At 53.4% G+C, this 15,528-nt stretch carries 14 protein-coding genes and 1 pseudogene; 11 read left to right on the top strand and 4 right to left on the bottom strand.

What is annotated here, in order from left to right; all coding sequences use genetic code 11:
• Positions 1 to 109: 109 nt before the first annotated feature.
• Positions 110 to 1,993 (bottom strand): helix-turn-helix domain-containing protein, encoded by a 1,884-nt coding sequence (locus HP435_RS18845; protein ID WP_173599848.1) that lies wholly within the window; start codon positions 1,991 to 1,993, stop codon positions 110 to 112.
• 242 nt (positions 1,994 to 2,235) lie between these two features.
• Between HP435_RS18845 and HP435_RS18840 the strand changes: the two genes are divergently transcribed.
• From HP435_RS18840 to HP435_RS18815, 6 genes are read left to right on the top strand one after another with little or no spacing between them, the layout of a single operon-like run.
• Positions 2,236 to 3,822: an ABC transporter substrate-binding protein gene (locus HP435_RS18840; protein WP_173596981.1), complete on the top strand. Its 1,587-nt coding sequence runs from the start codon at positions 2,236 to 2,238 to the stop codon at positions 3,820 to 3,822.
• A gap of 31 nt (positions 3,823 to 3,853) precedes the next feature.
• Positions 3,854 to 4,771, top strand: coding sequence for an ABC transporter permease (locus tag HP435_RS18835; RefSeq protein WP_122964892.1), 918 nt, complete (start codon positions 3,854 to 3,856; stop codon positions 4,769 to 4,771).
• A gap of 10 nt (positions 4,772 to 4,781) precedes the next feature.
• Positions 4,782 to 5,693, top strand: coding sequence for an ABC transporter permease (locus tag HP435_RS18830; RefSeq protein WP_173599849.1), 912 nt, complete (start codon positions 4,782 to 4,784; stop codon positions 5,691 to 5,693).
• A 14-nt stretch (positions 5,694 to 5,707) separates the two neighbouring features.
• Complete coding sequence (locus HP435_RS18825; RefSeq protein ID WP_173599850.1) at positions 5,708 to 6,721, top strand: ABC transporter ATP-binding protein; 1,014 nt, start codon at positions 5,708 to 5,710, stop codon at positions 6,719 to 6,721.
• Positions 6,711 to 7,676: an ABC transporter ATP-binding protein gene (locus HP435_RS18820; protein ID WP_173599851.1), complete on the top strand. Its 966-nt coding sequence runs from the start codon at positions 6,711 to 6,713 to the stop codon at positions 7,674 to 7,676. Before HP435_RS18825 ends, HP435_RS18820 begins: the two co-directional genes overlap by 11 nt.
• Positions 7,677 to 7,724: 48 nt before the next feature.
• A complete protein-coding gene (locus tag HP435_RS18815; RefSeq protein WP_173599852.1) occupies positions 7,725 to 8,906 on the top strand; it encodes a M24 family metallopeptidase in 1,182 nt (393 codons plus the stop codon).
• A gap of 183 nt (positions 8,907 to 9,089) precedes the next feature.
• Here HP435_RS18815 and HP435_RS18810 read toward each other — a convergent pair.
• The 3 genes and pseudogenes from HP435_RS18810 to HP435_RS29130 all read right to left on the bottom strand — a co-directional run.
• Positions 9,090 to 9,251 (bottom strand): annotated as a pseudogene (locus HP435_RS18810) (GrpB family protein); the annotation flags it as partial.
• A 125-nt stretch (positions 9,252 to 9,376) separates the two neighbouring features.
• Positions 9,377 to 10,521 (bottom strand): IS3 family transposase gene (locus HP435_RS18805; protein WP_122966905.1). Its coding sequence is split into 2 segments (ribosomal slippage): positions 9,377 to 10,248 and positions 10,248 to 10,521, totalling 1,146 coding nucleotides; the frame shifts between segments, so codons are not numbered across the junction.
• A gap of 129 nt (positions 10,522 to 10,650) precedes the next feature.
• Positions 10,651 to 10,782, bottom strand: coding sequence for a hypothetical protein (locus HP435_RS29130; RefSeq protein ID WP_255679103.1), 132 nt, complete (start codon positions 10,780 to 10,782; stop codon positions 10,651 to 10,653).
• 347 nt (positions 10,783 to 11,129) lie between these two features.
• Between HP435_RS29130 and HP435_RS18800 the strand changes: the two genes are divergently transcribed.
• The 5 genes from HP435_RS18800 to HP435_RS18780 all read left to right on the top strand — a co-directional run bounded on the left by HP435_RS18800 (position 11,130) and on the right by HP435_RS18780 (position 15,477).
• Positions 11,130 to 11,819, top strand: a complete 690-nt coding sequence (locus HP435_RS18800) for a response regulator transcription factor (RefSeq protein WP_122964897.1) — start codon at positions 11,130 to 11,132, stop codon at positions 11,817 to 11,819.
• Positions 11,820 to 11,824: 5 nt separating this feature from the next.
• Positions 11,825 to 13,198, top strand: coding sequence for a sensor histidine kinase (locus HP435_RS18795; protein WP_173599320.1), 1,374 nt, complete (start codon positions 11,825 to 11,827; stop codon positions 13,196 to 13,198).
• Positions 13,195 to 13,764, top strand: coding sequence for a PepSY domain-containing protein (locus HP435_RS18790; protein ID WP_173599319.1), 570 nt, complete (start codon positions 13,195 to 13,197; stop codon positions 13,762 to 13,764). Before HP435_RS18795 ends, HP435_RS18790 begins: the two co-directional genes overlap by 4 nt.
• Positions 13,765 to 13,856: 92 nt before the next feature.
• Positions 13,857 to 14,417 carry a PepSY domain-containing protein gene (locus tag HP435_RS18785; protein WP_173599318.1) on the top strand — a complete coding sequence of 187 codons (561 nt, stop codon included), beginning with the start codon at positions 13,857 to 13,859 and terminating at the stop codon, positions 14,415 to 14,417.
• A gap of 127 nt (positions 14,418 to 14,544) precedes the next feature.
• Entirely contained in the window at positions 14,545 to 15,477 is a 933-nt protein-coding gene (locus HP435_RS18780; protein ID WP_122964901.1) for a manganese-dependent inorganic pyrophosphatase, read from the top strand.
• The last annotated feature ends 51 nt before the right edge of the window (positions 15,478 to 15,528 follow it).

Genomic DNA, 15,528 nt, shown 5'->3' with positions numbered 1-15,528 from the left:
GTTACTTAACGTGTTTTTTATTTCCTGTCTATTTTACAGAGGGCAGCTCAGAAGCGAGACTCTCGCTTTTTTTCATAGCAAATCAACCATGACAGGCACACCAACCACACTAACGGGCAGGCGAAAGCAACTGACTCATCCGCTGCTCGACTTGCACCTCCAGCAGCCCGTACACTTCGATCGCGAGACAGACGTCCATGAAGTGCTTGTTGACAGCCAGCGAGATACCGAGTATTTCCTCGATGCGCCTGATCCGGTAAATAAGAGTGTTCAGATGGATGTTCAAGCTTTGCGCCGTTTCTTTCATTTTCAGGCTGTTGGCTACATAGGCAGCAAGCGTTTGCAAAAATTCCCGTTTGCGCGATTTTTCATAGGAGAGGAGCGGCCCCAATACTTCCAGCACGTAGTCGGTCAGCTCGTCCGCACTGTTTTGCAAGAGCAGGCGCTTGCCTCCCAGCTCGCTGTAGCTGATGTAGGACGAGCCTGTTTTGTAATTTTTCAAAAATTGCAGGCACTTGACCGCTTCTTCCGACGATTTGTACACCTCGGAAAGCCCGCGCTTGACGCTGCCGATTCCAAAGGCTGCACGCAGCCCCCACTTTTTGTTCGCCACGTAGTCGGCAAACATTTGGCACTGTTCCTTCAAGTAGCGTTGAGCTTCTGCTTCGGCAACCGATTGCGGATAGGACAGCAGCAAAATGAGGTGATCGTGTCTGGCTACGATCAAGCCGTGCGGGAAGCGCTTCAGGAACAAGTCTGCCGCCAGCTGTGTCAAGTGTCTGCGTACCGTCAAAATCAAAGAATACAGCTCGGCAAAGTCGAGCTTGTCTGCTTCGAAATGAATCGTCAGTACCTGATAGAGCCGACTCGCATCCAACTGCAAATGCTTCGCCTGCTCAGTCAGCTGCTCGCTCATCCTGCCCGCAAACAATTCCTCGATAAACTGCCCTTTCAAGTTTTGCTCGGTTTCAAAAATCGCCTGTTTCTTCACCAGCTCAAAGGAAATGACGGTGCTGGCATGCTCCAAAGCTGCGCGATCGACTTCTTCCAGCGCTTCCGTGGTGACGATGACGAGATAGCCGAGAAAATTCGCTTTCGCCCCGATCGGGAACAGGACGCAATCGATCAAGGTATGGGGCGCTTCCGGCAGCGGGAGCGAGGTCGCCTTGACGAGCAGCGGGTGGAGAAAAGCGCGAAGGTTGGCAAGCTGATTTTGCGTAGCTGCTGGAAGCGGCTCGATCGAAGCGACAATCAGTTCACCCGTCTGATCCAGCAACAGGCACGTTTTTCCCAGCAACTGATGCAAATACGTAAAGATCGCCTGCAAGCCTTCTCCGTGCAACACAAGTCGCGCCAGGTGCTGATGAATTTCCAGCGAGCGGTTCAGCAGCTGGTTTTGCCGATTCATTTGCACGTTCAGTTCTTCCAGCAAGGAAATCGAGTTTTCTTGCGCCCGGTACAGATTGGCTTTTTCCAGCGCGACAGCGGCTTGATGGGAGATCGCCTCCAAAAGCTGCAAATCTTCCGGCTGAAACGATTTGTGCGGGTGGAAGCAGTCCAGCGTGATGACTCCGATGCACTCGCCGTTGGTCATGATCGGGGCACAGGCGGCTGAGTACGGAAAAATCGGATCGGCTGCCGTGAGCCTGGCCTGGTTGCCCGGTGACATGGTGCGCGTAGCCTGATAGACACTGTCCCGGTCAGGGAAATGCGTGCAAGCCTTGTTCAAAAAAGTGATGCCGGTCATCGATTCTCCCGGCTTGAGGCGGACGACGGAGAGAATGTCGTTGCTGCGCAAGAAAATGCTTTTGGCGACGAGCATGTCTTCCTCTGGATCGTACAAAAACAAATAGCCTTCATCCGCAGCTTCGATGACGGCCAGCGTCTCCCGCATAATCGTGTTGAAGACCATATCGAGATTCAGGGTAGAGTTGATCGCGTTGGACACTTGAATCAGCATTTGCAACTGTCTGTGACTCAGCTCTCGTTTCATAGGGCCACCCTTTTGTTTGCAAAATTTTGATAATCGCTTATGGAAGCTTCATCCAACTTTCATTATAGAAAATCCCGGGGGCAATGACTATGGCGGTCTCGCTTTTTTCGTTAAAACTTACAAGTTTTCCTCGCGAAATTCATAGAAACATACGTAGCAAGAAACAGTCACTTTGTTAAAATGTAAGTTAATTCGGAATTTTTCGTCATATCACTCCGAAATACAAGACGAGGGGGATGAAAATGTTACGAAAAAATCATTTGTTTCTGCTCTTGTTCATCTGTTTTACCGTTTTGCTCGCCGCCTGCACACCGGAGACGGCGGGCACCACGCCTACTGCGCCAGCCACTCCACAGCCTGCAGGCGGAACCGAAAACACAGCGGCCCCCGCTTCCGTTCCCGAAGAGCTGGTGATCGGCTTCGAGGCAGATGCTGCCACGATGCTGGCGAATACGGACGTGAACTACGTGACAGATATTCAAATTCGCAACATATACGATCCGCTCATCGACCGAGATGCAAAAGGCGCGTTGATTCCGGTCCTTGCAACGGAATGGAAAAACATCGACCCGCTCACATGGGAGTTCAAGCTGCGCCAAGGGGTGAAATTTACGAACGGCGAGCCGTTCAATGCCGAGGCGGTCAAATTCAATATCGACTACATTTTGGATGAAAAAAACAATTCGTTTTACCGCTCCAGATGGAAGGACGTCAAGGAAGTCAAAGTCATCGACGACCAGACTGTTCAAGTGATTACATCGCAGCCATTCCCGACGCTTTTGCTCAGGGTCGCCGATGATTTGTTGATTATGGCCCCGAAGCATACAAAGGAAGTCGGCCTGGAAAAAGCGGCTACAGACCCGGTTGGCACAGGCGCTTACAAATTTGACAAATGGACGCGGGACGATTCGCTCAAGCTGGTCGCCAATGAAGAATACTGGCAAGGAGCGCCGTCGATCAAGCGGGTAACCTTCCGGATTATTCCCGAGTTTAGCGCGCGGCTGTCCGCTTTTCTCGGCGGGGAAATTCACTTGTTCAAAAACGTGCCGGTCGACTCGGTCGAGCGCGTAAAAAGCAGCGAAAACGGCAAGATCGAGCTGGTCGGATCTTCGCGAATCAACTATTTGGCGCTGAACACTTTTTATGAGGGGCCGCTGAAAGACAAGCGTGTGCGTCAGGCGCTGAACTACGCGATTGATGTGGACGAACTGCTGAAATCCGTGCTGAACGGAAACGGGACGAAGATGACAGGCCCGCTCTCCAAAGTCAATGCCGACTATACGGAGACGAAAGATTACGGCTACGATCCGGACAAGGCGGTTGCTCTGCTCAAAGAAGCGGGCATCGATCCGAAGACGTTGAAGCTGACTCTTGATACGCCGAACGGCCGCTATCCGATGGATACGCACGTCGCGCAAGCCATCGCTTCGCAATTGCAACGGATCGGGATTCAAGTAACCGTGCAGGCGAACGAGTGGGGGAACCATCTCGCGAAAATTCGCCAGCATGAAATGAAAGACATGTTCATTCTCGGCTGGGGACCTGCTTTTGACGCGCAGGGAACGATTGAGAACTTGTTTACGGAAAAAGCACCGTACAGCGGCTTTTACGACAAAGACGTGGAAGCGATGATTCAAAAAGCGTTGCCGATTTTCGATCCGGCAGAGCGCAAGAAGGCGTTTGACGAGCTGCAGCATCGTCTGGTGGAAGAAGCGGCTTGGGTGCCGCTCTGGCAGCAGGGCGACCTGTACGCGGTGGCCAAAAACTTGCAGTTTGCGCCAAGACCGGACGAGAAGTTCCTCGTGTTTGAAATGAAGTGGGGGCAGTAAGCGAAAGCCGTCTCATGGAAGGGAGGATACGATGCTCGATTATGTCATCAAACGAACGGGTCAAGTCGTAGTCGTCTTGTTCCTGGCACTGACTGCTGTCTTTTTCATCATTCGGCTGTCAGGCGATCCTACGGCGCTCTTCCTGCCGCCTGATGCCCCGCGCGAGCAGCTGGAACAGTTTCGCAAGCAGCTCGGATTCGATCGGCCTTTGCATGTGCAGTACACCGAGTTTATGACCAAAGCAGTCCAGGGCGATTTCGGAACGTCGTTGCGGACGCGCGAGGATGCGCTGCAAATGGTGATCAACCGGATTCCGGCGACGTTTCAGCTTGCCTTTACCTCGCTCGGGCTGTCGCTTTTGATCGCGATCCCGATCGGCATCCAGTCCGCTTACAGGCGCAATACGTGGTTCGATCAGGCTGGAGTGGCCGCGACCGTGCTCGGTCAAGCGCTGCCAAGCTTTTGGCTCGGACTGATTCTGATTTACTTGTTTGCGGTCCAACTGCAATGGCTGCCGACAGGCGGGGGCGGCTCCCTGGTTCATTTGATTCTCCCGGCGCTGACTTTGGCGGCGTACAGCGTGGCGAGGTTTGCCCGGTTTACACGCTCCACGATGCTCGATGTATTGCGCAAAGACTACATCCGTACAGCCAAGGCGTCCGGTGTGCCGACCTACAAAATTCTCTCGGTGTACGCGCTGAAAAACACGCTCATCCCGATTATTACACTCGTTGCACTCGATTTGGGCGTGTTGCTCGGCGGGGCGGTGATTGTCGAGGTCGTCTTTTCCTGGCCGGGGATGGGGCGGTTATTGATGCAGTCTTTGTTGAACCGCGATTTTCCTGTCGTCATGGCCGGGGTCTTTTTGATCGCCTTTATTTACGCCGTCATCAATTTTGTCGTGGATCTGCTCTACGCTTACGTCAACCCGCAAATTCGCTTCAAATAGGGGGTGCCGCATGAATCAATCGACGCTGACAGAAGCCGCTGCGAATCCACGCCCTGCCTCACTTTCCCGAAAAAGGGAGCCAGCGTGGCGAACCTACATGCGGCGGCTGGTCAAAAGTCCGACAGGGCTGGCTGGCTTTCTCATCATTTTCGTAGTGGTCATCCTCGGCATATTCGGCCCGTGGCTTGCTCCTTACGATCCGAACCAGGCTGAATTTGCCAAAAAGCTGCTGCCGCCGCTGACGGATGGTCACCTGCTCGGGACGGATCAGTTGGGACGAGACATCTTTTCCCGGCTGATTCATGGCACGAGCGTGTCGCTTATCATCGGGAGCTGCACGGTCCTTTTCGCCGGACTGATCGGGACGATTCTCGGAGTCGTTGCCGGATACTTTCGCGGCTGGGCAGACATCATCATCATGCGCATTGTCGACGTCAAGCTGAGCTTCCCGTTCATTTTGCTTGTACTGGTCATCAATGCCGTGATCGGAGCGGGACTGCAAAATATCATTATCTCGCTCGTGTTCGCAGGCTGGATCGTCTATGCGCGTGTCGTGCGCAGCGAAGTGCTGGCGTTGCGCGAAAAGGAATTTATTTTGTCCTGTGTGGCGACAGGCGTCCCGCGCTGGGAAATCATCGTCAAGCATATCGTCCCGAATTTGTTTACGCCGATCATCGTCCTGTCGTCGTTGCAGATCGCTACCTACATCATTGCCGAGGCGTCGATCAGCTTTCTCGGCTTTGGCGTCCAGCCGCCGCAGCCAGCCTGGGGCAATATGCTCAGCGAAGGCAAAGACTACATTTTCAGCGCGTGGTGGCTGATTACGTTTCCTGGCGTCGCGATTGTCATGACGGCTTTGGGTGTCAATCTGTTCGGGGATTGGCTGCGCGATGTGCTCGATCCGGAACTGAAAGGACATTGAAGGAGGTGAGCAGCATGGGCAATCGTTCCCCGATTTTGGAGGTGCGACAGCTTCAAACCCATTTTCGCAGCGGCCATGGCGTCGTCAAAGCGGTGAACGGCGTGGATTTGACCGTATATGCAGGGGAAACGGTGGGGCTTGTCGGCGAATCAGGCTGCGGCAAGAGCGTTACATCGCTGTCGGTGATGGGGCTGCTCCCCAAGCCGGCCGCGGCGATTGTGGGGGGCACGATCCATTTTGCCGGGCGCGATATTACCCATCTCCCCGAAAAGCAGATGCGCAAGCTGCGCGGAAATGAGATGTCGATGATTTTTCAGGAGCCGATGACTTCGCTCAATCCGGTGTTTACGATCGGACAGCAGATGGCGGAACCGCTCAGGCAGCACACGAGTCTGACGAAGCGGCAAATCCGCGAAAAAATGGTGGAAGTGCTGCAATCGGTAGGGATTCCCCGCGCTGGGCAAATCATCGACGAGTATCCGCATCAGCTGTCGGGCGGGATGCGTCAGCGCATCATGATTTCGCTGGCGATGCTGTGCCAGCCCAAGCTTTTGATCGCCGACGAGCCGACGACCGCTCTGGATGTGACGATTCAGGCGCAAATTTTGCAGCTGATGAAGGAGATCAAGCAAAAGCAGCAAATGGCGATGCTGCTCATCACGCATGACCTCGGCGTCGTCGCGGAGATGTGCGACCGGGTTGTCGTCATGTACGGCGGGCAGGTGGTAGAGAGTGCGGAGGTGCGGACGATTTTTGACCAGCCGCGCCACCCGTACACACAAGGCTTGCTGGCCTCGATGCCAAATGCCAACGAGCGCAAGGGGGAGCTGAAATCGATCCCGGGAAGCGTCCCGCGCCCGGATGAGGTCGGGCAAGGCTGCACCTTCGCGCCGCGCTGCTCGCAGGCGATGGAACGGTGCCGTCATGACAGGCCGCCACTTGTGGCTTTGCCGAGGCAGTCATGTCGCTGCTGGCTGTATGCGGGCGAGGAGGAGACTGCATTGGAGGAGGTGGCCCATGCGACCTGAGCCGCTTTTGGAAGTCAAGCATCTGAAAAAATATTATGAGTTGAAAAAGGGCTGGTTTTCGCCCAAGCAGCAGGTGAAAGCGGTCGATGACGTCTCGTTCACAGTGTATCGCGGCGAGACGTACGGGCTGGTAGGGGAGAGCGGATGCGGCAAATCGACGACGGGCCGGGCGATTTTGCGGCTGCAAGAGGCGAATGCGGGCGAAATCTGGTTTGCCGGGGAAAATGTCGCGCGATTGCCGTATGAAAGGATGCGCCGCCTCCGCCGGAGGATGCAGATGGTCTTCCAGGACCCGTACGCTTCGCTCAACCCGAAGAAAACGATCTTGCAAATTTTAACCGAGCCGCTGCGGGTGCACGGCCTGTACAGCCCGGACGAACGCGTGAAAAAGGCGAGCGAGATTTTAAAAATTGTCGGCTTGTCTGACTATCATCTGCATTCGTATCCGCACGAATTTTCCGGCGGACAGCGCCAGCGAATCGGGATCGCCAAGGCCGTCATCCTCCAGCCTGACCTGATTGTGGCGGATGAGCCAGTATCTGCGCTGGATGTATCGATCCAGTCGCAGGTGATCAATCTGCTGCTGCAATTGCAGCGCGAGTTTCATTTGACCTACATTTTTATTTCCCACGATCTGGGTGTGGTTCGCCACATCACGGACCGGGTCGGAGTCATGTACCTTGGCAAGCTGGTAGAACAGGCGCAGACGGAAAAGCTGTTCCAAGAACCGAAGCATCCGTACACACAGGCGCTTTTGTCTGCCGTTCCGATCACGCATCCAGACGATACGAGAGAGCGGATCATCCTCAGCGGCGATGTGCCAAGCCCGCTCGATCCGCCGCAAGGCTGCACGTTTCACCCGCGCTGTCCCGCGTGCATGGAGGTTTGCCGGACGGAAAAGCCGCCCGTCGTCGATCTGGGCGAGCACATCGTCGCCTGCCACCTGTACGCGTAAATCCCATTTTGCCGATCTGACCATTTTGAGAGAAAAGAGGAGATGTTCATGTTACTCGCGATTTCCAAAGCCGAAATTTTGCAGCGCCAGCAAACGTTTTTTGCAAAAGTCCAGGAGAAGCAGCTCGACTGCGCGATCTTGTTTGGGGTCACCGATATTTTTTATTTGACGGGCTTTCATTTCCACCCGACAGAGCGGCCGATCGGCTTTTTCATCGCACCGAATCAGGAAACCCATCTGTTCGTTCCTGCCCTGGAGCATGAGCACGCAGAAGAGTTTGCCTGCGTCAACAAGGTGCACTCGTATCCGGAATACCCCGGACTGCGCCACCCGATGGAGTATTTCAAGGACGCGCTCGTAGAAGCTGGCTTTGCGGGAAAACGCGTAGGGTTTGACGCAGATGGTTACGGCTCTTCGATGGGGTATCGCGGTCCGAAGGTGAGTCAGTTTTTGGAAGCAGAGTCGTTTGCGTCGATATACGGTGTCGTGGAAGAAATGCGCGTGGTCAAATCGCCAGCGGAAATCGAGCTGATCAAGGAATCGTGCCGCTGGGGCAACCTCGCCCACCGCTTGCTGCAAAAGTATTCGAAGCCGGGATTAAGCGAGATCGAGATTACGACTCGCGCCAGCTCCGAGGCGACGATGGCGATGATCGAGACGCTGGGGCCGGATTACAAGCCGCACGGCAACACGGCTTACGCGATTTTCCGCGGACAGGTAGGCGCGATGTCGGCCTTCCCGCATGCTGTGACGCAAAATCTCGTTCTGAAAAAAGGCGATACGCTCGTCACGGGGGCGGCAGGAGAAGTGTGGGGCTACCACAGCGAGCTGGAGCGGACGATGTTTGTCCAGGAAGCGAGCAAAGAGCAGGAAACGTATTTTCAATACATGCTGGAAGCCCAGGACGTCGCTTTTCAACACATCAGGCCGGGTATCCCGATGTCGCAGGTGGAAGAAGCTGTGCAAGCCTATTTTAAAGAAAAAAATATTCAGCATCTGACCGCACACCATACAGGACATGCGATCGGGCTGCTCGGTCATGAAGCGCCGTTTTTTGATCTGGGCGACCATACGATCATTCAGCCAGGCATGGTGTTGACCGTAGAGCCGGGAATATACGTGCGCGGCCTGGGCGGGTTCCGCCATTCGGACACGGTGGCTGTTACGGCAGACGGCATCGAGATGCTGACGTACTATCCGCGCGACCTGGCATCGCTGATTTGCGTGTAGACGCCAGCCACTCGGCAAACGCATCATGTATGCACGAGAGGCATTTACAAAAGAACACCTTCGCTCCTGCTTTGGGCGAGGTGTTCTTTTTATGCTTGGCTGCGCTCTTTCTGAGGCCATTGCTTTTGGTTCCAAGGACAGTGCCAGATCATGTTTTCCTTCGACGTAGCCTGCGGGGTGCAGCATGTCGATAATCGGTTTGGCTTTCAGACCAGGAACAGCTGTGCTGCCGATATGGTGGATGGTGACGAGATTGTCTTGAAACACATTCCTCAGCAGTTCGGCCTCCTTGGCAAATTGTGCAGCCCAACGCGGGTCATAAGGATGTACTTCGATTTTTCGCACGACAGACTCATTCGTTTCGGCGGCGAGGCTATTTTCGTTCGTGACAGAAAAAGGCCCGGACTTTCTGGATGTGCCAAAGGGACTGACCCCCGTCCGTAGGACAGGGATCAAAACACCTTAGCTATTTAAGCAGCCAGTTGCCGAAATTGAATCGGTGACTGGTTGTTTAGTTTCGTTTGAATGCGAATTGAGTTATAGTAATGAATGTAGCTTTGGATAATCTGTACAACGATGGCCGTCGTCGTACAGATAAAATTATCGAGATAGAACGTTTCAGACTTTAGTGTGGAATGAAACGACTCGATGGGGGCATTATCAGCGGGCGTACCCTTACGGGACATGCTCATGGTAATGCCTTTTCCCTTAACTGCTGCTTGATACGCCTGAGACGTATACACGCTGCCCTGATCGCTATGTAGCATCATTCCAGGTTGGTCTGGCAGTTGATATAGCGTATCGAGGACAAGCGATGTGTCTTGTTTGTCAGAAATACTGTATGCCACAATCTCACCGTTGTACAAGTCCATGATGCTCGATAAATATAAAAGTTTACTTCCGTAAGGTAAATAAGTAATGTCGGTCACTAATTTCTGCATGGGGGTACTTGCTTGAAATTGTCGCAGCAGGAGATGATCTGCTACATAAGAAGGTTGTCCTGTTGTCTTTCGTTTCTTCATCCTCACTCGGCATTGTAGTTGTTCACGCTGCATGATACGTTGTATTCGTTTATGATTAATTGACATCTCAGCTCGCATCAGTGCTGTAATCTTTCTGTACCCATAACGGAACTTATGTTGAATACAGAGTTGCCGAATCTTTTCCACAACTAAATCCTCGTTTCTTTTCGCGTATGCAGCTTTCCAACGGTAGTAGGTAGAACGAGGGATACCAAGCCACGCGCAAGCTTGGCTCACGCTTACTTGCCCACGAATGGACTCCATCCAAGGAACGATTACTTCTGGTGACACCTCCTTTCCCACTCCTCTAACTTTTTTAGAACGTCCAGTTGTTGTTTAAGAAAACGATTCTCTGCTTTGACTTGTTCCAGTTCAGAATCGTACATCGGCCCTTTTCCATAACTATATTGCTTTCCTACAGGCTGTTGAAGACGATGAATGTCTCCGCTCTGATACCAGCGCATCCACTGTTGAATTTGGGTCTTATTTTTAATATTTAGTTCCTGCATGATCTGCTTTTTGGTGACACCTGCAAGACGCATTTCAATTGCTTTCATTTTAATTTCTACGGGATAACTAACTCTAGTTGCCAACGCAAAAACACCTCCAAGGTTGTCCCCATATCTTACGACATGGTCAGGTTCTCTTGAAGGTGTTTTGATTTGTCTCACATTACGGGGTCAGTCCCCAAAGGTCCGGGCCTTTTTGTTCGTTTATCGCGTTTATTTCCGATTAGGCGACCATTCGCTAGGCGCCGATCCGGACGCTTGGTTCAGCGGTGCGGCTACTTGCACACGCGCCGGGTTGGTCACTTCCAGCGTAATCATCGATGTGACGACCGCTTGCATGGTCACGATCAGGTACGTTCAAAAAAAGATGGCTTTCCAATTGGGTAATTCCAACGAAAATCGTTTCTCCTTCTTGTTCTCGATGGCTCTATTATACGATTCGCGCAGAACGGCAGGCAAAGTCGCCATTTCCGCATTTTGGGCGATTTTCCGGCGGGAAAGGGCATGGCGGGCAAGCCACTTTTCGCGCTCGTGTTGTATGTAGCTCGCACTCGCTGGCAATCGCCCGCACGTCATGTTCGAAAAATCTCTGGAAAAAAACCCGCACTGCGCGAGGCTTTTATGGTTTAATCTACGGTATCAGATTGCGTATGGCATGCCGTGTCCCGCGGCAGCGAAAGGAAGTCGTTAGCATGAGTCAGGCCAACATTTTGCTGATTGAAGATGAAAAGAAAATTGCCCGCCTGCTGAAGCTGGAGCTGGAATACGAAGGATATGAAGTGACGGTCGCAGAGGATGGAGCAGCCGGATTGGACTGTTTCAAAAGCGCAGCGTGGGATTTGGTCCTTTTGGACGTGATGATCCCGCGACTGAGCGGGATGGAGGTGCTGCGGCGGATTCGCACGTCAGACACTCTGACCCCGGTCATTTTGGTGACCGCCAGAGATTCGTTGCCCGACAAAGTCAGCGGACTGGATTTGGGGGCGAATGATTACATCACGAAGCCGTTTGCCATCGAGGAGCTGCTTGCCCGGATTCGCGCGTGCTTGCGCATGGCTGGGGCGCGAAAAAAAGAAGAGGAAGAGGCGCCGCTGCGCGTGGGCGATTTGTTTGTCGACGAGAAGAAACGGCTCGTCATGCGCGGCGAATCGCCAGTGGAGTTGACGCCGCGAGAGTTCGATCTGCTCGTCTATCTGGTGCGGCATGTCAACCAGGTACTCGGCCGGGAGCAAATTTTGAACGAAGTGTGGGGCTACGACTACTACGGCGATACGAATATCGTCGATGTGTACATCCGTTATTTGCGCAAAAAGCTGGACGATCCTGCTCATCCTCCGCTCATCTCGACGGTGCGGGGAATCGGGTATTCGCTGAAGGAGTAGAAGGGATGACGATTCGCAGCAAAATTCATCTGTTTTCAACCGTGTGGCTCGTGCTCGTGCTGTGTATTATCAACACCTCGATCTACTGGCTTTTTTACAAGCAAATGACCGGGCTGGAATTGGAGCGGCTTCAACTGCAGAGCGAAAAAATCGCGCAGCGGCTGCATGAAGCAGGCAGTCAGGCAGATGCGACTGAGCTTTTGCAAGCGTATTTGGCGCCGATTGAGATGATCCGTATCGTGAATCAACAGTCGCATCCGGTAGTGACAGCGACGAAAGATGTGGACTATGCCAGCTGGCGACCTGTATACAGTGCGCAAGAAACGTACCAGGTTGTGGAAAAGGCTGGCGTGCTGCATGCTGTCGGGCAGGTGCCGATGATTGCGGGTGACGGCAGCGTCATGTCTCTGGAAGTAACCACGGGCTTGTCGCACGTACAGGAAACGATGCAAACATTGCTCATCGTGCTGCTGGTCGCTTCGCTCGTCGTCTTGCTGCCGTCGTTTCTTGCCGGCCGGATGCTCGCAAAACTCATCGTGGAGCCGATCCGCTCCCTGATTCGCACGATGGAAGAAATCCAGAAAAAAGGCCAGTTCAAAAAGTTGGAGCTGCCAGTCAAATCCAACGACGAGCTGTACCAGATGGGGGATACGTTCAACAAAATGATGGACATTCTCCAGCTGCATTTCACGAAGCAGCAACAGTTCGTCCTCGATGCGTCCCACGAGTTGAAGACCCCGCTCACGGTGATCGAAGGATATGCGACCATGCTGAAAAGATGGGGGATGAACAAGCCGGAGCTGTTGGAAGAGTCTGTCGAGGCGATCTATTCCGAAGCGGTGCGGATGAAAAAGCTGACGCGGCAAATGCTGATGCTGGCGAACCCGGACGAGGAAGCCAATCTGGATATGCGGGCAGTAGACGTGGTCGAGCTATGCGAAGAGACGAGCAAATGGATGAGGCGCACCTACGAGCAGGAAATCCGCGTCGAGGCGCAAAGCGCAGCGGTGTACGCGCTCGCTGACGAGTCAAGGCTCAAGCAGCTGCTGGTGATTTTGCTCGACAATGCGCTGACCTACAGCCAAAAGGCTATTCGAATCGAGATCGCCGAACAGCGAGACACGGTGAGCTTGTCTGTGATCGACCAGGGAGTGGGCATACCGGAAGAAGACCTTGTCCATATTTTCGACCGCTTTTACCGCGTGGACAAAGCGCGGGCAAGAGATACAGGCGGCACAGGACTGGGTCTGTCCATTGCCAAGCGCATTGTCGATGTGCACAACGGCAGGCTGGATGTCCAGAGTGAAGTCGGGGCAGGCAGCCGTTTTACGGTGACGTTGCCCAAAGCAGCCCGAGAGAAAGCGGGGGAGAACGGTTGAAACAAAGACGTGTGTGGTGGCTCTTGGCCCTGCTCTTCGCAGCGGCAGCTGTTTTCGCTCTCTCCCGGATTGCTGGAGGAGAGCCGGAAGCAGGGCGCACGATCCGGGAAGTGGAGGAGTCCCTATCCGCTCGCTACGGCAAAGTCATTTCCGCTTTGGAGAAGACCGGGGAGGCAGGCAGAGAGGTATATGTCGGGACAGTGGAAAATGAAACGGGAACGTACCAGGTTGTCGCGGACGCCGAGACGGGACGGGTGATACGGATTACCCCTCTGGCGAAAAAGCAGACACCCCCGGACAAGACCGTACAGCCCGTGGACGAAAGCAAGGAAACCCCTCCTGCACCACCTGCGAACAACGAGCTTGCCAAAAGCGGAATCTCACTCGATCGCGCCAAACAAATCGCGCTGCAACAAGTGGCCGGGACGTTTGACAGCATCGAAGTAGAGCATAAAAACGGCGCAACCGTCTACGAGGTAGAGATCAAAACCGCCGAAAACCGGGAAGTGAAAGTAAGCATCGATCCGCTGACGGGACAGGTTTTGTCGATCATGTGGGAGGATTAAGTCCGTTCTCAGCAAATTTTAATCTTCTTCTCTCTGTTCGCTCATCTGCGTCTTGTAGCATGAAGACAGCAGAGAAAAAGGAGAGAATTTCCATGAAAAAAATCGTCATGTTAGCAGCAGGTATCATGCTCGTAGGAAGTTTTAGCGTCACAGCCTTGGCGAAGACGCATCAGCACGTTCCTCAGCCGAATCAGCAGGCTGTGCCCGTCTTTTTGGAAGTAGATGAAGATGTCCCGGCAGACTGGGCGAAGCAAGTACGCCTTACTTCCGAGCAGGCACAAAAAATCGCGCTCGGCGTCCAACCCGGAGTGATCAAGGAGTGGAAGCTGGATCGCGCGGGAACGGCGCTCGTGTACAAAGCGGAAATCGTCCAAAACTGGAAGGAGACCGATGTGTACGTCGATGCCGTAACCGGGCAGGCGTGGCGCGAGCATGATCCGGCCCGCAAGCAGCAGCTGGTGAAGATCACCGCAGAGACAGCTCAAAAGATCGCCTTGTCCAAAGTGAACGGAAGCATCAAGAAAATCAAGCTGGATGAAGACGATGGACAGTACGTGTACGAGGTGGAAGTCCGTACCTCTAACCGCCAGGAAGCGGAGCTGGAAATATCGGCCACCACAGGCGACATATTGAGCATGGAGTGGGACGACTAAGTTTGTTGCGGCGCCGGAAGCCGATCTTTGTTTGCAAACAAAGATCGGCTTCTGGAATTTTCCTTGGGAATATCCGCTATTCCATGGTATAATTTTGACGCCAATATACGACTAAGGAGTATGGATGATGGAAAAAAAGCTAATCTTCGGTCATAAAAATCCAGATACGGATTCCATTTGCTCGGCGCTCGTTTACGCTGATCTGAAAACCAAGCTCGGCGACAATGTAGAGCCGGTTCGCCTCGGTGTCATCAGCAGCGAGACAGCGTTCGTCTTGAACTACTTCCAGGTAAAAGAGCCGCGTCTCGTGGAAACAGTAGGAAATGAAGTCAACGAAGTCATTCTCGTCGACCACAATGAACGTCAACAAAGCGCAAACGACATCGAGCAGGTGCAAGTAGTCGAGGTAATTGACCATCATCGCATTGCGAACTTCGAAACGAGCAACCCGCTGTACTTCCGTGCAGAGCCTGTCGGTTGCACGACTACGATTTTGAAAAAAATGTACAAGGAAAACGGCGTGGACATCCCGAAAGAAATCGCGGGCCTGATGCTGTCTGCGATCATTTCCGACACGCTGCTGCTGAAATCCCCTACCTGCACCGCGCAAGATGTTGCGGCAGCTCACGAACTGGCTGAGATCGCAGGCGTGGACTTGCAAGCATACGGCCTGGAAATGCTGAAAGCAGGCGCTGACCTGAGCGACAAAACAATCGCTCAACTGCTCTCTTTGGATGCAAAAGAATTTCAAATGGGCAGCGCGAAAGTGGAAATCGCCCAAGTAAACGCCGTGGACGTCAACGATGTACTGGCCCGCCAAAGCGAGCTGGAAGCAGCGATCTCCGCGATCATTGCGGAAAAAGGTCTGGACCTGTTCGTCTTCGTGGTGACAGACATCTTGAACAACGATTCCGTTGCGCTGGCGCTCGGCAAAGCAACCGAGGCAGTAGAAAAAGCGTACAACGTTACGCTCGCAGACAACAAAGCGGTGCTCAAAGGCGTTGTATCCCGCAAGAAGCAAATCGTTCCTGTACTGACAGATACGTTTCAAGCTCTGTAATTGTTAGAAAAAAGCAAGCTGCCCGGACACATTGGTCTGGGCAGCTTTTTT

Origin of the sequence: Brevibacillus sp. HD3.3A, assembly GCF_013284375.2 — a bacterium.
In the GTDB taxonomy this organism is placed as follows: domain Bacteria; phylum Bacillota; class Bacilli; order Brevibacillales; family Brevibacillaceae; genus Brevibacillus; species Brevibacillus parabrevis.
This window is presented reverse-complemented; position numbering and strand designations above follow the sequence as displayed.